23 protein-coding genes are annotated in these 18,150 nt (G+C 67.9%); 12 read left to right on the forward strand and 11 right to left on the reverse strand.

What is annotated here, in order from left to right; genetic code table 11:
- The first annotated feature begins 37 nt into the window (after positions 1 to 37).
- Entirely contained in the window at positions 38 to 952 is a 915-nt protein-coding gene (locus Aple_RS04935) for an asparaginase (RefSeq protein ID WP_155343254.1), read from the forward strand.
- Here Aple_RS04935 and Aple_RS04940 read toward each other — a convergent pair.
- The gene (locus Aple_RS04940) at positions 939 to 2,525 is read right to left on the reverse strand and encodes a DUF2207 domain-containing protein (protein WP_246264144.1); all 1,587 of its coding nucleotides are present in this window, start codon (positions 2,523 to 2,525) and stop codon (positions 939 to 941) included. The genes Aple_RS04935 and Aple_RS04940 overlap by 14 nt on opposite strands.
- Positions 2,526 to 2,580: 55 nt before the next feature.
- Here Aple_RS04940 and Aple_RS04945 point away from each other — a divergent pair, with 55 nt between their 5' ends.
- On the forward strand, positions 2,581 to 3,567 hold the full coding sequence (locus Aple_RS04945; protein ID WP_155343255.1) for a magnesium transporter CorA family protein: 987 nt from the start codon (positions 2,581 to 2,583) through the stop codon (positions 3,565 to 3,567).
- 44 nt (positions 3,568 to 3,611) lie between these two features.
- Positions 3,612 to 4,316, forward strand: a complete 705-nt coding sequence (locus Aple_RS04950; RefSeq protein WP_155343256.1) for an SGNH/GDSL hydrolase family protein — start codon at positions 3,612 to 3,614, stop codon at positions 4,314 to 4,316.
- On the opposite strand, the gene Aple_RS04955 is transcribed toward Aple_RS04950, so the two are convergent.
- The 7 genes from Aple_RS04955 to Aple_RS04985 all read right to left on the reverse strand — a co-directional run bounded on the left by Aple_RS04955 (position 4,301) and on the right by Aple_RS04985 (position 8,484).
- Positions 4,301 to 4,636 carry a DUF2516 family protein gene (locus Aple_RS04955; RefSeq protein WP_155343257.1) on the reverse strand — a complete coding sequence of 112 codons (336 nt, stop codon included), beginning with the start codon at positions 4,634 to 4,636 and terminating at the stop codon, positions 4,301 to 4,303. The genes Aple_RS04950 and Aple_RS04955 overlap by 16 nt on opposite strands.
- A gap of 108 nt (positions 4,637 to 4,744) precedes the next feature.
- Positions 4,745 to 5,143, reverse strand: coding sequence for a hypothetical protein (locus Aple_RS04960; RefSeq protein WP_155343258.1), 399 nt, complete (start codon positions 5,141 to 5,143; stop codon positions 4,745 to 4,747).
- Between the two features lie 8 nt (positions 5,144 to 5,151).
- Positions 5,152 to 5,574 (reverse strand): helix-turn-helix domain-containing protein, encoded by a 423-nt coding sequence (locus Aple_RS04965; RefSeq protein ID WP_155343259.1) that lies wholly within the window; start codon positions 5,572 to 5,574, stop codon positions 5,152 to 5,154.
- A gap of 59 nt (positions 5,575 to 5,633) precedes the next feature.
- Positions 5,634 to 6,536 (reverse strand): M56 family metallopeptidase, encoded by a 903-nt coding sequence (locus Aple_RS04970; protein ID WP_155343260.1) that lies wholly within the window; start codon positions 6,534 to 6,536, stop codon positions 5,634 to 5,636.
- The gene (locus tag Aple_RS04975; protein ID WP_155343261.1) at positions 6,536 to 6,889 is read right to left on the reverse strand and encodes a BlaI/MecI/CopY family transcriptional regulator; all 354 of its coding nucleotides are present in this window, start codon (positions 6,887 to 6,889) and stop codon (positions 6,536 to 6,538) included. The genes Aple_RS04970 and Aple_RS04975 overlap by 1 nt, the downstream gene beginning before the upstream one ends.
- A gap of 75 nt (positions 6,890 to 6,964) precedes the next feature.
- The gene (locus Aple_RS04980; protein WP_155343262.1) at positions 6,965 to 7,750 is read right to left on the reverse strand and encodes a class I SAM-dependent methyltransferase; all 786 of its coding nucleotides are present in this window, start codon (positions 7,748 to 7,750) and stop codon (positions 6,965 to 6,967) included.
- Complete coding sequence (locus tag Aple_RS04985; RefSeq protein ID WP_174889794.1) at positions 7,747 to 8,484, reverse strand: SDR family NAD(P)-dependent oxidoreductase; 738 nt, start codon at positions 8,482 to 8,484, stop codon at positions 7,747 to 7,749. The genes Aple_RS04980 and Aple_RS04985 overlap by 4 nt, the downstream gene beginning before the upstream one ends.
- Positions 8,485 to 8,553: 69 nt before the next feature.
- On the opposite strand from Aple_RS04985, the gene mshA reads away from it, so the two are divergent.
- The 3 genes from mshA (at position 8,554) to Aple_RS05000 (ending at position 11,153) form a co-directional block, all read left to right on the forward strand.
- Positions 8,554 to 9,837 carry a D-inositol-3-phosphate glycosyltransferase gene (mshA, locus tag Aple_RS04990; RefSeq protein WP_155343264.1) on the forward strand — a complete coding sequence of 428 codons (1,284 nt, stop codon included), beginning with the start codon at positions 8,554 to 8,556 and terminating at the stop codon, positions 9,835 to 9,837.
- Positions 9,834 to 10,322 (forward strand): type III secretion system chaperone family protein, encoded by a 489-nt coding sequence (locus Aple_RS04995; RefSeq protein ID WP_155343265.1) that lies wholly within the window; start codon positions 9,834 to 9,836, stop codon positions 10,320 to 10,322. The genes mshA and Aple_RS04995 overlap by 4 nt, the downstream gene beginning before the upstream one ends.
- Before the next feature lie 93 nt (positions 10,323 to 10,415).
- Complete coding sequence (locus Aple_RS05000) at positions 10,416 to 11,153, forward strand: phosphoglyceromutase (protein WP_155343266.1); 738 nt, start codon at positions 10,416 to 10,418, stop codon at positions 11,151 to 11,153.
- A 287-nt stretch (positions 11,154 to 11,440) separates the two neighbouring features.
- On the opposite strand, the gene phoU is transcribed toward Aple_RS05000, so the two are convergent.
- Positions 11,441 to 12,088 (reverse strand): phosphate signaling complex protein PhoU, encoded by a 648-nt coding sequence (phoU, locus tag Aple_RS05005; protein ID WP_155343267.1) that lies wholly within the window; start codon positions 12,086 to 12,088, stop codon positions 11,441 to 11,443.
- A gap of 184 nt (positions 12,089 to 12,272) precedes the next feature.
- On the opposite strand from phoU, the gene Aple_RS05010 reads away from it, so the two are divergent.
- Both Aple_RS05010 and Aple_RS05015 read left to right on the forward strand, forming a co-directional pair.
- Positions 12,273 to 13,385, forward strand: coding sequence for a sensor histidine kinase (locus Aple_RS05010; protein ID WP_373869572.1), 1,113 nt, complete (start codon positions 12,273 to 12,275; stop codon positions 13,383 to 13,385).
- Positions 13,382 to 14,074 (forward strand): response regulator, encoded by a 693-nt coding sequence (locus Aple_RS05015; protein ID WP_155343268.1) that lies wholly within the window; start codon positions 13,382 to 13,384, stop codon positions 14,072 to 14,074. Before Aple_RS05010 ends, Aple_RS05015 begins: the two co-directional genes overlap by 4 nt.
- Positions 14,075 to 14,250: 176 nt before the next feature.
- On the opposite strand, the gene Aple_RS05020 is transcribed toward Aple_RS05015, so the two are convergent.
- Entirely contained in the window at positions 14,251 to 14,853 is a 603-nt protein-coding gene (locus tag Aple_RS05020; protein ID WP_246264146.1) for a copper chaperone PCu(A)C domain-containing protein, read from the reverse strand.
- Positions 14,854 to 15,106: 253 nt separating this feature from the next.
- Between Aple_RS05020 and Aple_RS05025 the strand changes: the two genes are divergently transcribed.
- The 4 genes from Aple_RS05025 (at position 15,107) to Aple_RS05040 (ending at position 16,875) form a co-directional block, all read left to right on the forward strand.
- On the forward strand, positions 15,107 to 15,589 hold the full coding sequence (locus Aple_RS05025) for a CarD family transcriptional regulator (protein ID WP_030451583.1): 483 nt from the start codon (positions 15,107 to 15,109) through the stop codon (positions 15,587 to 15,589).
- 17 nt (positions 15,590 to 15,606) lie between these two features.
- Positions 15,607 to 16,089, forward strand: coding sequence for a 2-C-methyl-D-erythritol 2,4-cyclodiphosphate synthase (gene ispF, locus Aple_RS05030; RefSeq protein ID WP_155343269.1), 483 nt, complete (start codon positions 15,607 to 15,609; stop codon positions 16,087 to 16,089).
- A gap of 160 nt (positions 16,090 to 16,249) precedes the next feature.
- Complete coding sequence (locus Aple_RS05035) at positions 16,250 to 16,513, forward strand: GlsB/YeaQ/YmgE family stress response membrane protein (protein WP_155343270.1); 264 nt, start codon at positions 16,250 to 16,252, stop codon at positions 16,511 to 16,513.
- A gap of 92 nt (positions 16,514 to 16,605) precedes the next feature.
- Positions 16,606 to 16,875, forward strand: a complete 270-nt coding sequence (locus Aple_RS05040) for a GlsB/YeaQ/YmgE family stress response membrane protein (RefSeq protein ID WP_155343271.1) — start codon at positions 16,606 to 16,608, stop codon at positions 16,873 to 16,875.
- A 6-nt stretch (positions 16,876 to 16,881) separates the two neighbouring features.
- Here the strand turns inward: Aple_RS05040 and Aple_RS05045 are convergent, their stop codons facing one another.
- Positions 16,882 to 18,057 (reverse strand): fumarylacetoacetate hydrolase family protein, encoded by a 1,176-nt coding sequence (locus Aple_RS05045; RefSeq protein ID WP_155343272.1) that lies wholly within the window; start codon positions 18,055 to 18,057, stop codon positions 16,882 to 16,884.
- Positions 18,058 to 18,150: the final 93 nt, after the last annotated feature.

Below are 18,150 nucleotides of genomic sequence, written 5' to 3' on the forward strand. Positions count from 1 at the left end.
TTCTGCCATGAGGCGGGGAGGTCCATAGACTCGCGGCATGTCCGAATTGATCGTCGAGGTGGTTCGATCCGGGTTCGTCGAGTCGACGCACCGGGCCCGGATGATCGCCGTGGATGGCGATGGCAAGCCTGTCCGGGTGCACGGTGAAGTGCAGACCCCGGCGTCCCCTCGTTCCTCTATGAAACCCCTTCAGGCGCTTGGCATGCTCACCGCCGGGCTTGCCCTGGATCATGAACTGCTCGCGCTGGCCTGCGGGAGCCATGCCGGTGAGGCCTTCCACGTTGAGGGCGTGCGAGCCATCCTGGCGGGCGCGGGCCTGGACGAGAGCGTCCTGCGCTGCCCGGAGGACTTCCCCGCCGACCGGTCGGTTCAGCAGCGTGCCCGCGTCTACATGAACTGCTCCGGCAAGCACGCCGCCATGCTCGCGACCTGCGCGGCCAACGACTGGCCGCTGGACGACTACCGCGACCCGTCCCATCCACTCCAGAAGACGATCCGCTCCACCGTCGAGGAGTTCACCTCGGAGCGGGTGCCCGCCACGGGCGTGGACGGCTGTGGCGCGCCGCTGTTCTTCTGCTCGATGACCGGCCTGGTACGGGCATTCCGCCGCATCGTCCAAGCCACCCCCGGCAGCCTGGAACGCCGGGTCGCGGACGCGATGCGCGCCCACCCGGAGTTCACCAGCGGCACCCACTACCCGGAGGCGAAGCTGATGCGCGCCATCCCCGGCCTCATGCTCAAAGCCGGCGCCGAGGCGTTCGACGCGTTCGCACACGACGACGGCCGGGCCGCGGTCATCAAGATCGTGGACGGAAGCCAGCGGGCCCGGGTGCCGGTCACGATCGCCGCGCTGCGCGCGCTCGGATTCGACGCGCCGGAGCTGGACGAACTGGCCGTCCCGGTGCTCGGCGGCGGTCGGCCGGTGGGGGAGATCCGAGTCAGAACGTCCTGAACTGGCGGGAAGAGGAGATCGCTCCGGAGGTGGTCATCGTAAAGGTGCGCATCGAGTCGGCGAACTTGGACAGGTCCCATTCGGCGGGGCCGTGGTACCAGTACAGGTTGTCGCCCTCGCCCTTGATCGAGGCCACCACCCGGGCCCAGCGATCCACGCTGTCGAAGATCACCGCGTACGGCAGGTAGCGCGAGAACAGCTCGGCCCGTTGCCCGGCCGGAATGTCGCTGATATCGCCCGTGGCAAGGTATTCCCGGAAGCCGAGCGTGTGCGCCAGCGCCGTGGCCCCGCTGGCGGTCTTCGCCGGCATGAACTGCCCGCCCACGGTGACCGCCGCCCCCAAAATGATCACTGCGAGCCCCACCAGCCCGTACGTCGTGAACATCGCCAGCGCCACCGTCCCCGCCACCCCGAGCACGGTCACGACGATCCCGAGAACCGTCCACAGCGACCGCACCGAATCGGGCCGCCGGGTGAACCACCCCTGCTTGACGACATCACGGTAGAGCGCATCCCGTACCCGCCCAAGACCGGTCGTGAACCCCCCGTGCAGCTGCGACAGCAGCACTTCGTCCCGTAAATCGAAGATCGAGTCATACAGCGCCCGCTCGTACGGCAGCAGGCTCGCGACCGGCGCCTTCGGCAGTTTCACCAGCAGCCAGTCCGGCGCGTCATACGTCTCCCGGGGCTGCTCGTCGATCCGCATATATCCCCGCACGGCCAGATCCACGATCGTCGCGGTCACATCGATCACGTCGGCCTGCTCGTCGATGAGCGTCCCGATCTGCCCGGGACGCACCCCGTCCGGCGGCGCGAACTGCCCGTTCTCATGCCCCCCACGCACCCCGGACTCGGCCCCGATCACCCGCGCGTCCCGCCCCCGCGTCCAGTAGACCAGCCAGAACCCCCCGAGCAGCAGCACCAGCAGCAACGCCAGCGACCCCCCGGTGATCGCGTTCACCGTGAACGCGGCACCCAGGCTGAACCGATGTTCCAGCGTCGGCCCGGCCCCGGTGGTCCCGGCCGGATACCCGACCACGACGGTCAGCACCTGCCCAGCCGCGAGCCCTTGCTGCTCGAATTCAGCGGTTTCACCGGTCTCGTCCATGGCGGCGGTCGTGCACCCGAGCGCGGCCCCCACATCCCCGGCGAAACACGCCAGATTCTGCACCTGCCCCGGCCCGACCACCTTCACCGTGACCTGCTCCAAGGGTCCGGAAGCCGCGAACCACCGCAACTCCTCGCCGCCCGCGATGGGCGACACCGCGCCGATCACGTCGTACTCCACGGTCCCGCTGGCGGAGATCGTCAGCTCGGCCCCGTCGAAGGCGGCGCCCTTCACGTTGGCGATCCGGTAGACGCGATCGCTGGCGTCATCGTGACGCGTCCTGAGCACCGGTGCCCTCGTCACCGGTCCCCCGCTGAGGACGATCTCCTCCTTGACGTGCAGCACACCGTCCTTGCGCAACTCCATGGTGAGCGCGCTCTGATCGGCGTACGCGGGGGAGACGAAGACGAGGAGCGTCACCACAGCGGCGACCATCGGCCCGAGCCGACGAACGAGACTCACCATGAGCCGCCACGATAGCGGTCCGACTTGTCCTGTGCGCCCGGAGTACGCTGGTGCGATGGCCCAGCCCACCCCGGCGAACACACGCCTTTACCGGCACGGAAAGCTCGTCTCCGAAGGCTTTCCCATCGCCGACGTCTCCGATCACCTGGGCGAGGACGACGCGGTCATCTGGTTCGACCTGTGCACTCCGTCCGAGGAGGAGCTGGCCACCATCAGCGAGGAGCTCGGCCTGCACGAGCTCGCGATCCGGAGCGTGCTCACCCCCAACCAGCGCCCCAAGCTGGACATGTTCGACTCGCACATGTTCCTCAATGTCTTCACCGCGCACTACGACGGCGACACCGGCCGGCTCGACCTGACCGAGGCCTCGGCCTTCATCACCAGCAACGCCCTGGTCACCGTCCGCACCTCGGACCGTTTCGACCTCCAGGAGATCACCAGCCGCTGGGACTCCTCCTCCGGCCTGGCCGAGCACGGCGTTGCGTTCCTGCTGCACGGCGTGCTCGACTACGTGGTGGACACCCACTTCGAGGTCGTGCAGGCCATGGACGAGCAGATCGAGACCCTGGAGGACCGCCTGTTCGGCGAGGAGATCCCCGACCGCGCCGAGCAGCGCCGCACCTTCGAACTCCGGCAGAGCCTGGTCACCTTCCGCCGCGCAGTCTCCCCGATGCGGGACATCGTCAACGCCCTGTTCCGCCGCAACGACGTGATCAGGGACAGCTCCATAACCCCTTATTTCCAGGACGTGTACGACCACGTGCTCCGCGCGGCCGAATGGACGGATTCGCTCCGCGACCTGGTGGGCAACATTCGCGAAGCGCACATGACCATGGAGAGCAACCGGATGAACCTGATCATGAAGCGGGTGACCAGCTGGGCCGCCATCATCGCGGTCCCGACGGCGATCACCGGCTTCTACGGCCAGAACGTGCCCTACCCGGGATCCCAGCAGATGTGGGGATTCTGGACGTCCACCGCGATCTGGGCGATCGCCGCCCTAGTCCTCTACTGGCAGTTCCGCATACGTGACTGGCTGTAATCGATAGACTTCCCGCCTGCGCTTGGAGAGACCGGGGGGTGGGCATGCGCGCGCCATTGCTGGTGTTGTCGATCTGCGGGCTGATCACCGGATGCGCGAGCGCCGCAGGGGAGGCCGGCAGCACTCCGTCGCCGATCGTTCCGCTCCGCGCCCCCGTGGTGATGTTCATCGGCGACAGTTTCGCCGTGGGCTCGGGCCCGGTGCCCGCCTGGGAGAGTTACGCCGCGGAGACGGCCCGCCTGCTCGGCTGGCAGCTGATCACCGCGGGCGGCCGGGGCGCCGGATTCGTCGCGACGGGCAAGATCCACCGCACCTTCGGCCAGTCGTTCACGCGGGAGCTGTCCTGGCGGCCCGAGCCCGACCTGGTCGTGCTCGCGGGCGGCCACAACGACCACAAGGCGGCCAAGGAAGTCCAGCGCGCCGCGGTCACGCTGATCGGCCGGGTCAAACAACGCTGGCCGAGGGCCAAGGTGGTGCTGGTCGGCCCGATCTGGGTGAAATCACCGCCGAAGGCCGCCTACAAGGTCAGGGACGCGGTCGCGAAAGCCGCCTGGCTCACCGGGGTGCCGTTCGCCGACCCGCTCCCGCAGAAGTGGCGCAAAGGCGACGCGCTACCCGACGGCACCCACCCCACCCTGGCCGGTCACGACCGGCTGGCCCGCTGGCTGGTCGCGACCCTGCGATCGCGCGGCGTCGCCCCGGAACAGGGCGGGCCGAGGCCGCTGAGCGGCCCTTACCAGGGGCCGTAGGGACCCTGGCTGCTGCCGCCGCCGCGATACTCGTTGACGGCCGGCTTCACATCGGCCAGGTAGATCCCGGCGGCGATGACCGAGGCGATGGTGAAGATGTTCAGCATCGCGAAGCCGACGCCCAGGTAGCCGCTGGCCGAGGCCAGCGTGAAGATCGTGGCCAGGCCGGTGAAGACGAGCCAGAGGTTCTTGGACAGCTTGCCCGCGGCTGGAAACGCTTTGGCCGGTGTCTTGATCGCGTGGACCAGGGCCCACACGGACATGCCGAACGCCGCGATGGCGAGGCCCCAGAAGATGTAGTCCAGCAGGCCGTAGAGCATCGTCACTCCAGCGTGGTCTAGAACGGACGTCCTCCAGCCTAATGCGTGAGCGGGAGCCGTACAGAAGCAGAAAGCGGCCCACTGTGAACGTGGGCCGCTTTCTGGTGATTAGGCCTTGGTCTTGGCGCGCGGCGTGACCGGCTTCTTGGCCGGGGCACGGCGGGCGCCCGCGGACTCGGCGACCTCTTCCAGCTCGACGGCGGCGCCGCCGCTGACCTTGCGCACGACCTTGCGGCCGCGCTTGGCGAGGTCGTCGTAGAGCTCGTTCAGCCGCGAGCTGATCGTCTCCGCATACTCCCTGGTCTTGCCGGGGAGCTCGCGGGCGTAGCTCCCGGCCCGGTCCTGGACGCGCTCGGCGTATTTCTTCGCGTCGTCCTGGCGGTCCTGCAGTTTGGCCAGCTGCTCAGGCAGCTCGCGGAGCTTCTCCATCGCGAAGTCGCCGGCGCCGGTGATGGCGTAGAACGGCTTCGACTCGGTGAGCTTCTTCACCTCGGTGGCGAGGGTCATGATTGGCGTTACCCTTCTGGTGTGGCGTGACCGTTTTGCGAGTTGACCGCCCCCAGAGGCTCAGCCGGTGTCGTCGGCTGGGCCTCGTCGGTTGATGCCGCACGGTTCTCGCGCCGGAACGACTCGTAGATGTCGATCAGCACTTGACGCTGCCTTCCGCTGATCGTCACATCGGCCCGGATCGCGGTCAGGACGTCGCTGTCCGGCTCGCGCTCCTCGATCAGACCGGCCTGCACGTAGAGCGCCTGAGCGGAGATCTGCAGACCTTTGGCGATCTGGTTGAGGATCTCCGCGCTGGGCTTGCGCACCCCGCGCTCCACTTGGCTCAGGTAGGGGAAGGACACCCCCGCCTGAGCGGCGAGCTGGCGCAGGGAGATCTTCGCCTGCTGCCGCTGCTCGCGGATGTACGAGCCGATCTTGGGCAGTTCCATACCCCCAGTCTGCCAAAGGGTGTATGCAATTGCAAACGGGGTGGATAACGGCGGCTAACTCAGTTGGGAAGCAACCAGAGCATAGGGGCGGACGCGGTAAGAATCACCGATCCGGCCACGATAGCGAAGCGCACGTGGGCCGGGAGCTCGGCACGTGGCTTGACCAGGCGATTCACCCGCGCCATTACATTCTCACCCGTGGTCGCGCCGAGGGCGCCATGGGGGGTGGCGAAAGCGGCCGCCGTACCGAACCGGAGCAGGGCGGTGGCCAGGCGCTTGGGCGAGCACTGGCGGCGGGCGCGGTCGTCGGCGGCCATCTCGATCAGCAGGGCCACCGAAGCGTGCGCGTCATGCACAGTTTTGCACCAGGGCAGCACCCAGCGCAGCGCCGCGAACGGCAGCAGTACCAGATCGTGCCGCTCCCGGACATGAGCGGTCTCATGCGCCAGTACGGCCGTCAGCTCGTCGGGGCTGAGCAGGCGGAGCGTGCCCGCGCTGACCACCACCTGGGAACGCAGGCCGGGCAGGCAGTAGGCCGCGGCCCCCGGGTGATCGACGACCCGCACGCCCGGCACCCTGGGCTCGTCCCGCGCGATCAGCGCCAGCAGCAGCCGATGCCGCCGCCGCGCGCTCAACGTCTGCGCGCCCGCGGCCAGCAGGACCATCGACAGCACCGAGAACAGCGCCAGACCGGCCATCAGCGCGCCGATCCGCAGGAAGTCATGCGGTTCCCGCAAATGCAGCCCGATGTACGCCAGGCCGTGCACGACCCCGCGCCCGAACGGCTCCAGCGCGTACGCCAGCAGGGCGCCCGTGCTGGCCAGGCCCCACGTCACGCCGAGGGACTGCCACAGCAGGATGGCCGCGCGTGGGGCGCGCCAGGGCCAGCGCGCCGAGGTGAGCCGCCAGGCGCCGACGGCACAGACGGTGGCAAGCGCCGCGAGGGTCGCTGCCGCGATCATTACTCCTCCAGCTCGGTGAGCGCGCGGCGGAGTATCTCGGCTTCGGAGCCGGACACCGCCTGGGCGAAGCGTTGCAGGGCGGCGCTGCGGTCGCCGGTCATCTCCAGGGCTTCGAGCATGAGCTCGGCCACATAGGCGTCGCGGCTGGCGGCGGGCTCGTAGCGCCAGGCGCGGCCGTCACGGACGCGGGTCAGGAAACCCTTGCGGGTGAGCCGGTCCAGGACGGTCATGACCGTGGTGGGGGCCAGATCGCGGTCCGCGATCAACCGGCCCACCTCGCGCGCGGTCATCGAACCGCGCTCCGCCCAGAGAATGTCCATGATGCTGCGTTCAAGCTCGCCAAGACCCTTCACGACATCAGCCTACCTGGCGTAGTACTACGTCTTGTAGAGAGGTACCCAGCCCATACGCCAGGCCAGCACTTCAGCTTAGGCCACGGCTGACCAAGGGAGGGTAAGTTCGCCCAGCCGCCATCGGGTTGGTCCGCCGAAGGGGGGTGTGGTGTGGACTGGCCAGGTCTGGGAGAGCAGGTGGGCGGTGCGGATCCAGCGCTGGCGGATGCCGTACGCGGCGAAGGGGGCGCAGGTCGCCCAGGCGCGGTCCCAGTCGGCGAAGAGACGATTTATCGGGTGGCCGGGGATATTTCGGTGGATGAGGGTTTTTGGGAGGCGGGGGGCGAGGTCGGAGGGGCGGTCGAGGCCGCCGAACCGCGCGGCGAAGGTGATGATTTTTGGTGATTTTTCGTCCAATGTTGCCCAGACTGCGCGGTGGCCGGCTTCGGAGCAGGTGCCTTCGACGAGGATGCCCCTGGGGTGGAGGCTCTGGCGCAACATTTCCCAGTATCGCCAGGCCTCTGGCTCGCCGTATTGGCGCAGGACGTTGAAGGCCCGCACCAGCATCGGCGGGCGGGTGACGGGTAGCTCGAAACCGCCTCTGATAAAGGTCAGGCCGGGCCGTTCGAAGGGCTTCGCGGCGGCGACCCGGGCCGGGTCGATCTCCACGCCGACCACCTGAACGTCCCCGGCGACACGTCTCAGCCTGGTGAAAAGCTCATATGTCGTGATGTGGGAGGCGCCGTAGCCGAGATCCACCACGAGCGGTTCCGCCACCGAGCGCAACAACCCCCCATATCCGGCGGCGATCCAGCGGTCGGTGCGGCGCAGCCGGTTGTGGCCTGTGGTGCCGCGGGTGATCTCCCCGACCGGCCGCCTCACACCCGATGGACCTTGTGCTGCGCCGCCTGCGCCCGAGGCCGGATGACCAGCCGATCGATGTTCACATGCGCCGGCCGCGTCACCGCGAACGCGATCACGTCCGCCACGTCATCGGCGGTCAGCGGATCCGGCACCCCTTCATACACTTTCGCCGCCGCGCTCTCATTCCCCCGGAACCGGGTCAGCGAGAACCCCTCGGTTCGCACCATCCCGGGCGCGATCTCGATGATCCGCACCGGCTCGCCGCACAGTTCCAGCCGCAACGTCTCGGTCATGGACGTCTGCGCGTGCTTGGCGGCGCAGTAACCCCCGCCCCCCTCGTACGAGACGAGCCCCGCCACCGACGTCAACATCAGCAGCACCCCGTCCCCGGATTCGATGAGTTTGGGGAGCAGCGCCCGGGTCATCCGCAGCGAGCCGAGCACGTTCACCTCGTACATGCGCTGCCAGTCCTCGACCCGCCCGGCCGCCACCGGCTCAAGCCCGATCGCGCCGCCCGCGTTGTTGACCAGCACGTCACAGCGGTCGAGCGAGGCGGCCAGCGCGTCCACCGACTCCGCCGACGTCACGTCCAGCGTGGCCGGGCGGATCGACGGAACCTCGGCCGCCAGCCGGTCCAGCCGGTCCCGCCGCCGGGCCGCCGCGACCACGTCGTATCCTTCGGCCGCGAGCCGCCGCGCGGTGGCCTCGCCGATCCCGCTGCTCGCCCCTGTCACCACTGCTGTCCTCGCCATGGGGGTCATCTTAGGGGCGGGAATCTGTCGTAGTTATTCGTGGTTAATACCCGCTTGGAGGTGGTGTGGGTGACGCTCGGACGGCGCCGACTGAACCGGGTCGCGACGATCAGCATGCATACGTCCCCGTTGGATCAGCCGGGCACCGGCGACGCGGGCGGCATGAACGTCTACATCGTGGAGGTGGCCAAACGACTGGCCGAGCTCGGGGTCGAGGTGGAGATCTTCACCAGGCAGACCGCGCGCGATCTGCCTCCCGTGGCGGAGATCGTTCCGGGCGTGTCGGTGCGGCACGTGACCGCGGGGCCGTACGAGGAACTGGATCGGGGCGACCTCCCCGGCCAGATGTGCGCCTTCCTGTCGGGAGTGCTGCGCACGGAGGCCATGTACGACCCCGGCAGGTATGACGTCATCCACTCGCATTACTGGCTTTCCGGGCAGGTCGGCTGGCTGGCCAAGGAACGCTGGGGACTGCCGCTGATCCACACCATGCACACCATGGCCAAGGTCAAGAACCTGCTGCTGGCCGACGGCGACCGCCCGGAACCCCCCGTCCGGGTGATGGGCGAGGAGCAGGTCGTGGACATCGCCGACCGCCTGGTCGCCAACACCGTCGCCGAAGCGGATGAGCTCATGTCGCTCTATTCCGCACCGCCGGAGAAGGTCTCGGTGGTCAACCCCGGCGTGAACCTGACCGTCTTCCAACCGGCCTCCCAAGGCGCGGCCCGGCACCGGCTCGGCCTTCCCCAGCACGCGGTCGTGCTGCTCTTCGTCGGCCGGATCCAGCCCCTCAAAGCCCCCGACATCCTGCTCAAAGCCGCGGCCCGGATGATCGCCGCCGACCCCTCGCTCCGCGACCGCCTCGTCATCGCCTGCGTCGGCGGCCCCAGCGGCAACGGCCTGGCCCGCCCTTCCCTGCTCACCGACCTCGCCAGCGAACTCGGCATCACCGACGTGGTACGGCTCGCGCCTCCCGCTCCCCAGCACGAGCTGGCCGACTGGTATCGCGCCGCCGACCTGACCGTCGTGCCCTCCCACAACGAATCCTTCGGCCTCGTCGCCCTGGAGTCCCAGGCTTGTGGCACGCCCGTCGTCGCCGCCTCGGTCGGTGGCCTCAGAACCGCCGTCAAGGATGGTGTCTCCGGCGTGCTCGTCGACGGACACGACCCCCAGAACTGGGCGAACGCCCTGTCCAGCCTGATCAGGCAGCCCGCCTGGCGGGACTTACTGGCCGCCGGGGCACCCCGGCACGCGACCGCTTTCGGGTGGTCCGCCACGGCCGCGCGGCTGGTGGAGGTGTATACCGGAGCTATGGCCAAACTGCATCGTGTGCCCGTGGCGGTCAACCTGTGATCGCCGCGGTCGAGGAGGCTTTGAAGGCCGGGGATCTGTCGTACGAGCAGCCCCGGCCGGGCGCTTTTCTCGTCAAACTGCCCGGCCAGCGCAAGCTCGCCACCATGACCTGGCTGATCGTCGGCGACCAGGCGCTGCACGTGGAGGCGTTCTTCTGCCGCCGCCCCGACGAGAACCACGGCGACTTCTACCGCTGGCTCCTCACCAAGAACGGCTCGATGTACGGCGTGCACTTCGCCCTCGACCCGATCGGCGACGTCTACCTGGTGGGCCGCGTCCCGCTGCAGGCCATCTCCGAGGAGGAGATCGACCGCATCCTCGGCTGCGTCCTGACCTATGCCGACGAGTGGTTCGATCGCGCGCTGGAGCTGGGTTTCGCGTCGTCGATACGGCGCGAGTGGGAGTGGCGTCTCAAACGCGGCGAATCCACGGCGAACCTCGCCGCGTTCGCGCGTTTCGCGGATCCCGGACGGGAATCCGCATAGCGGCTACGTCCCGCAGGATTTCGCGGAGCGTTCGCCAGCGGTTCGCGGACCGGGCGGAAGTCGGCGGAGCCGTACCCCGTTAGGATTGCGGCCATGGCGACTTTGGTGCTGCTGCGGCACGGCGAGAGCGAATGGAACATCAAGGGCCTGTTCACCGGATGGGTGGATGTCACCCTCTCGGCGACCGGTGAGGCCGAGGCCCGCCGCGGCGGGCACCTGCTCATCGAGGCCGGAGTGCGCCCCGACGTGGTGCATACGTCCCTGCTGACCCGGGCGATTCGCACCGCCAACCTCACCCTCGAAGCGGCCGACCTGCTCTGGCTGCCGGTCCAGCGGTCCTGGCGGCTGAACGAGCGGCACTACGGCGCGTTGCAGGGCAAGGACAAGGCGCAGACGCGGGCCGAGTTCGGCGACGAGCAGTTCATGTTGTGGCGCCGTTCCTACGACACGCCGCCACCGCCCATCGCGGACGACGACGAGTTCTCCCAGGCGGGCGACGCACGCTACGGGCTGCTTCCGCCGGAGCTGCTGCCCAGGACCGAGTGCCTGAAGGACGTCGTCGACCGCATGTTGCCGTACTGGTATGACGCGATCGTCCCCGACCTGGCCGCGGGCAAGACCGTCCTCGTGGTCGCCCACGGCAACTCGCTCCGCGCCCTGGTCAAGCATCTGGACGGCATCAGCGACGCCGACATCGCCGCGCTGAACATCCCCACCGGCATCCCGCTCCGCTACGAGCTGGACGCCGACTACAAGCCGATCAGCTCCGGCTACCTGGACCCCGAAGCCGCCAAGGCCGCCATCGAAGCTGTGGCGAACCAGGGCAAGTAGGGATTTATCCCGCGAGATAGTCCTGTAATTCTCGGTGCCGGAACTGGTAGGCGATGCCGGAGATCCGCAGGAGCCGGCTTCATAACACCAGTGCAGGAATCCTCCTAGCCGCCAGGGCAGCAGCCCGCGCGCGGCCAGGAGGAACCCGAGATATCGCAAGCCCGCGGCCCCTCCCGTGTACAGCCCGCACGTCAATGAGTCCTAATCGCAGCCAAACCGGCCTTACGGCGGTGGCTTTCGCGTAGCCCCCCGACCCCCCGAGGACCGGGGGGTTACGCGTGTTCGGGTCAGCTCTCCTGGCGGGAGCCGGTCACCAGGTAGACGACGTCGTGGGCGACGCGGACCGCGTGGTCGGCGTAGCGCTCGTAGTAGCGGCCCGCGAGGGTGATGTCGATGGCGGCCTCGACGCCGTACTTCCAGTCGGGGGAGAGCAGGACGCGGAAGAGGCGGCGGTGGAGCTTGTCCATCGCGTCGTCGTCGGACTCCAGCTCCTTGGAGAGCTCGACGTCCCTGGTGGCGATGCAGGTGCCGGTCTTGGTGATCAAGCGTTCGGCGATCTGGCCCATTTCGACGATCGTGTCCCGGAGCGAGGGCGGGATCGCCGAGTCGGGGTGGCGCAGTCTGGCGATCTTGGCGATGTGTTCGGCCAGGTCGCCCATGCGCTCCAGGTCCGCGGCCATCCGCAAGGCGCTGATCACGGTGCGCAGGTCGACCGCGACCGGCTGCTGGGTGGCCATGACCTCGTAGATGGAGGTCTCCACCTCCGCGTACAGCCGGTTGACCTCCTCGTCCTGGGAGATCACGCTCTCCGCCAGGTGCAGGTCGGAGTCGAGGAGGGCAGTGGTCGCCCGCGACATGGCGGACCTGACCAGGCGGGTCATCTCGACCAGCCGGTCGGTGAGGGTATCCAGCTCTTCGTGATAAGCGTCGCGCATGCCGTTACCGTATGCGCGCGACTATGAACGAACCTCGACCGGCGAGTGAACTCTTTCGGAAAGGCCATGGTCATGCCCTATCAGGCAGTCGGGCGCACGGAGATTCCCACCTAGCATCTAAATCGTGAACGAGTTGCTGGCGAGTTTCGCGGCGATGGGTGGCTTCCTGGTGGGCACCCTCGTCATGATGGCGATCCGGCGGCAGTCGGAGCCGGTGCGGGAACCGGAACCCGTCGACGACAGCCTGTCTCCCGGGGTGGCGTCGGTGCTGGCCGTGCTGCCGTCCTCGGCGGTGGTGCTCGACCGGGAGGACCGCGTGTTGCGGGCCAGCTCGGCCGCGAGGGCGTACGGGCTGGTCCGGGGGGACGCCCTGATGGCGGCGGAGCTGCTCGCGCTGGCGCGCAAGGTGCGGCGGGACGGCGAGATCAGGGAAGGCGAGATCGAGGTGCCGGGCCGCAAGTTCGGCCAGGAGTCCACCACGTTCGCGGTCCGGGTGGCGCCGCTCGGCTCCACCGGCCAGGTGCTGGTCCTCGCCGAGGACCAGACCGAGCGGCTCAGGGTCGAGGCGGTACGGCGGGATTTCGTGGCCAATGTCAGCCACGAGCTGAAGACGCCCGTCGGCGCGCTCAGCCTGCTGGCCGAGACCATCCAGGACGCGGCCGAGGACCCCGAGGCCGTCAACCGGTTCGCCGGACGCATGCAGCATGAGGCGGCCCGGCTCACCTACCTGGTGCAGGATCTGATCACTTTGTCCAGGATTCAGGGGGCTGAGGCGATTCCCACCCCCGGGCCCGTGCCGGTGGACGAAGCCGTGCACGAGGCCATCGACCGGTGCAACACCAAGGCGGCGTCCAAGGACATCACCCTGGTCGCCGGGGGCACCGAAGGTTTGAACGTCTGGGGCGACGACGAGCTCCTCGTCACCGCGCTGCGCAATCTGATCGACAACGCGGTGGCGTACAGTCCCGAGCACACCAGGGTCGTGGTGAGCGCGCGCCCGGCTGGGGAAGCGGTCGAGGTCAGCGTCAGCGATCAGGGGATCGGCATCCCCGAAGGCGCGCAGGAGCGCATCTTCGAACGATTCTTCCGGGTCGACGCGGCCCGGTCGAGGGCGACAGGCGGCACCGGACTCGGGCTCGCCATCGTCAAGCACGTCGCCGTCGCGCATGGCGGCGAGGTCACGGTGTGGAGCAAAGAAGGCTCCGGATCGACCTTCACCCTCCGTCTCCCCGCCTTCGGCGGCGTGGCGGTGGCAGTACCACGCACCACGTCAACCCCCCTGGAGGCGGCCACATGACCCGGGTACTCGTCGTGGAGGACGAGGAGTCGTTCTCCGACGCCCTGTCCTACATGCTTCGCAAGGAAGGCTTCGAGGTTGCCGTCGCGGCCACCGGGCCCGAGGCGCTGGAGACCTTCGACCGTAACGGCGCCGACCTGGTGCTGCTCGACCTGATGTTGCCCGGGTTGCCTGGCACGGAGGTGTGCCGCTCGCTGCGGCAGCGCTCCAAGGTTCCGGTGATCATGCTGACCGCCAAGGACAGCGAGATAGACAAGGTGGTCGGGCTGGAGCTGGGCGCCGACGACTATGTCACCAAGCCGTTCTCCTCGCGGGAGCTGGTGGCCCGGATTCGTGCGGTGCTGCGCCGGCAGGGGGATGTCGAGGAGCTGGAGTCCGCCATACTCGCGGCGGGGCCGGTGCGGATGGACGTGGACCGGCACATCGTCGCGGTGCGCGGGCAGCAGGTTCAGCTGCCGCTCAAGGAGTTCGAGCTGCTGGAAGTACTGCTTCGCAACGCCGGCCGGGTTCTTACCCGAGGCCAGCTGATCGACCGGGTCTGGGGCGCCGACTATGTGGGCGACACGAAAACCCTCGATGTCCACGTCAAGCGCCTTCGCGCCAAGGTCGAATCCGACCCCGCCAATCCGCGCTGCATCCTCACGGTTCGCGGGCTCGGCTACAAGTTCGATCCCGTCGCGGAGGACTGAGCCTGATTCACGAAGACCCCTGTTCCAGCGTTCGGAACAGGGGTCTTCGTGCGTTCGGGACTTACCGGTCGATGGCGAGGCCGCGTAGTTGCGGTTGCCCCAGGTGTATGTAGCGGAAACCTTCGGCCTTGAGCCTCCGGCGCTGTTCGTGGCAGCGCCGGCACCGGTGTCGTGCGTCAGTGGCCGGTCGTCGCGGCGGGAGAGGCGGAGGCGACGGGGCTGGGGGCCGGGAGGGCGCCGGGGACCGGGGGCAGCGTGGCGTATTCGCGGCTGCGGGTGATCACGGGGACGTCCATGGTGATGTCGCCCGCGGTCTGGAACTTCAGGGTGAGCCGCAGGGTCTCGCCGCCGCGCAGAGCGTTCTTGAGGCCTTCGACGGCGAGCTGCGGCGACGGCTGGCCGGTGTTCACCAACGTGTTCGGGGGGACCTGGACGGGTGCGGTGACCTTCACCGAGGTGGCCTGGTCGGGGAGCGGGGTCACGCTGACCAGGCTGTCGGGGGCCGGGTTCTGGTTGGTGAGGACCAGGTAGAGCGGGGCCGCGCCGCCGGCGGGGATCTGGCCGCCGGAGTCGGGGCCGAGGACGAACGCCTGGCTGACCCGCATGCCACGCTCGCCGTACACACTGTCGCTGCTGTGGCTGATGAGGACCTGGGCGTCGGTCGGCGCGTAAGGCTGGTTGGTGTTGGCGTTGTCGCCGGCGCCGCACGCGGCCAGAACAGGGGCGGCGGCGAGGAGCGCGGCAACGGCGATCACCCTGCGGCGGCTGGTGCTGGTCACGGCTCGGGTCTCCTTGTTACGCGGCTAGATAGAGCTGGGGATCACCCTATCGATGGAGGGCACCACTCCCCGCACCGGGCTGGATTCCCCTGATTTGGCAGGTCACCCGGTATGCCGGAGTTGCTCATTCACAGAGTCGACTGCTTGTCAAGTCCCAAAATGAGGCTTTGACCTGCAGTTATGGTGATTTCACTGTTCCGGGAGGCTGTTGGCGCGTGGTACCCTGGAGTACAGCGGAAGGGGTACTTGTCACATGACTTTCCAGGTCGGCGACACGGTCGTCTACCCCCATCACGGGGCTGCTCGGATCGAAGCCATCACCACTCGGACCATAAAGGGTGAGGAAAAGACCTACCTGGTGCTCAAGGTCGACAAGGGCGACCTTACCGTCCAGGTGCCAGCGGAAAACGCCGAACTTGTCGGTGTGCGCGATGTTGTCGGCCAGGAAGGCCTTGAGCGCGTCTTCGACGTGCTCCGCATGCCGCACACCGAAGAACCAACCAACTGGTCCCGCCGCTACAAGGCCAACCTTGAGAAACTGGCGTCCGGTGACGTCAACAAGGTGGCCGAGGTCGTTCGTGACCTCTGGCGACGTGACCGGGAGCGCGGTCTCTCGGCGGGTGAGAAGCGGATGCTCGCCAAGGCTCGGCAGATTCTGGTCAGTGAGCTCGCTCTGGCGGAGAAGACCAACGAGGACAAGGCAGAAGCACTGCTCGACGAGGTGCTGAACTCCTGAACACGTTTTTTCCAAGGGTGGGCGTCGGAGTCGACGTCCACCCTTTTGCTACCGGCCGGGAGCTTCATCTGGCGGGCCTGCACTGGCCAGACCAAACCGGTCTGGCTGGGCATTCCGATGGTGACGCCGCCGCGCACGCGTGCTGCGACGCCTTACTTTCGGCCGCCGGTCTGGGTGACCTCGGCGGCCTGTTCGGCACCGCCGACCCGCGCTGGGCGGGCGCGTCCGGCACGACTCTGCTCGCAGAAACCGCCAGACGGGTACGCGAGGCGGGCTTCGAAATCGGTAACGTGGCTGTTCAGATCATTGGTAACCGGCCGAAGCTGGCGCCACGCCGTACCGAAGCGGAGAAGGTGCTGAGCGCGGCGATCGACGCGCCGGTGAGCGTGAGCGCGACCACCACCGACGGCCTGGGCCTTACCGGGCGCGGCGAAGGCGTCGCGGCGATGGCCACCGCGTTGGTCGTTGGCCCGTTCCAACGGAACACTTCGCCAACCTGAGCGCCCGGCGGCGCGTCTCATATGCAGGCGGCGGCAATCTGTGACCAGGCGCGGTAACAGATTGCCGCCTTCCGTGTTTATGGCGACAACTGTCCGTATGATCCGATTACGGGTTGCAACGATGTGTATGGGGTATTTCTCCCGTTAAGGGGGGAATATCATGATCGGATCCATCATCAGCGCCGTGATTATCGGGGCGATCATCGGGGGGTTGGCGCGGTTGATTCTGCCGGGGCGGCAGAACATCAGCTGGGGCCTGACGGTCATCGTCGGTATCGTCGCAGCTCTGATCGGGACGCTGATCGCGTACTGGTTGGGCTTCGCCAACACGCGCGGTATCGACTGGTGGGAGCACATCCTGCAACTCGTCCTCGCCATCATCGGCGTGGGGGCCGTCGCGTCCAGGCGCCCAAGCAGCCAATGACACGAAATTTCGGGTGCTGAGGACTAATTTTCCAGCACGGGGTATTTGCCGTCCCTTGAGGGTGCAAGTGACACCCTCAAGCGGAGGTCGATATGTCCATCGAGACCATTCTCGGCGCCATCGTCATCGGTGCGGTCGTCGGCGCGCTCGGACGGCTGCTCCTGCCCGGTCGCCAGCCGATCGGCTGGATCCTGACCGTCGTCGTCGGCATCATCGCCGCCCTGATCGGTACGGCGATCGCCCAGGCCTTCAACGTCGCCACCACCCCCGGCATCGACTGGATCGAAATCGTCATGCAGGTCGTGCTGGCGGTGGTCGGTGTGGGTGCCGTCGCCGCGCTGCGTGGCCGAACGCGCGTATAGCAGGATTCAGGGCGAGCGCACGGTTCCCGTGACCTCGCCAAGCCCGACTCCGAGGGCGGACTTCGCGGTGATCGTCACCGTGTCACCGTCCTCAAGGAAGACCCGCTCGGCATCCTTGGGAAGCCGCAGCGGGTTCTTCCCGTTCCAGGTCATCTCCAGGAGTGTGCCCGGATCCTCCGGGCCGGAAATCGGGCCTGATGTCAGCAGATCTCCCGTCCGTAGCTGGGCGCCGCTCACCGTCGTGTGGGTGAGCAGCTGCGGGCCGGTCCAGTAATGCAGGCCGTACGGCGGGCGGGAGATCACCTCGTCGTTCAGGCTCACTTCGAGCGCCAGATCCAGCCCCCAGGGTTCGGTCACCGTGAGGTAGCCGGGCGGCGAGGGGTTTTGCGGCGGCTGGGTCGTCCTGGCGTGCTCCAAGGCGTCCAGCGGCACCACCCAGGGCGAGATCGTGGTCGCGAACGCGCGCCCGGTGAACGGCCCCATGTCCTGATATTCCCAGGCCAGCAGGTCCTGCGCCCGCCAGGTGTTCACCAGCACCACGCCGAACACGTGATCGCGGAAGGCCTTGGTCCCGACCGGATGGTTGGCCGGCACCCCGACGACATATCCAATCTCGGGGCCGATATCCAACTTCATCGACGGCCCCACATCCGCCTCACCCCGCTGGCCGCTGGGCCGCACGATCGGCGTCCCCGACACGACGACACTCCCCGCCCGGCCATGATGCGCCACCGGCATCTGCCGCCAGTTCCGCCGGACGGGATTCATCGTCGGCGGGCGGAACATGCGTCCCATATTCGTGGTGTGATCCAAGGATCCCTGGAAACATGCCAGGTCGGCCACCGCGAACGGCAGATGGAGCAATATCTCGCTCATCGGTACGAGCGCGGGCATCACCGCCGGTCGATGTTGCTCATCACTCAGCAACTCGATCAGCCGTTCCCGAGTGGAACGCCACGCCTCCGGCCCCGCCGCCAGAAACCAGTTCAGTGTCCCCGCCGCGAACCAAGCCGAATTGGGCAGTACGCCTGTCGCGCGCAGAAGGTCCAGATCTACCACGTGATCGCCAATAGCGACCCCCACCCGAGGCAATTCCCCGCGCCTCGAAAACACCCCAAAGGGCAGGTTCCACCCAGGAAACCCGCTCCCACCAGGAACCCAAACCCAGGACGTGATCGCCATGCCTCCCCTGTTCCCCCGTTCGAGTCAGGAGGCGGCACGCCCGTGGTCATTTTTCTCAACGGTGCAGGTCAGCGAAGGGTTTAAGGGGTGGGC

The organism is Acrocarpospora pleiomorpha, assembly GCF_009687885.1.
Taxonomy (GTDB): domain Bacteria; phylum Actinomycetota; class Actinomycetes; order Streptosporangiales; family Streptosporangiaceae; genus Acrocarpospora; species Acrocarpospora pleiomorpha.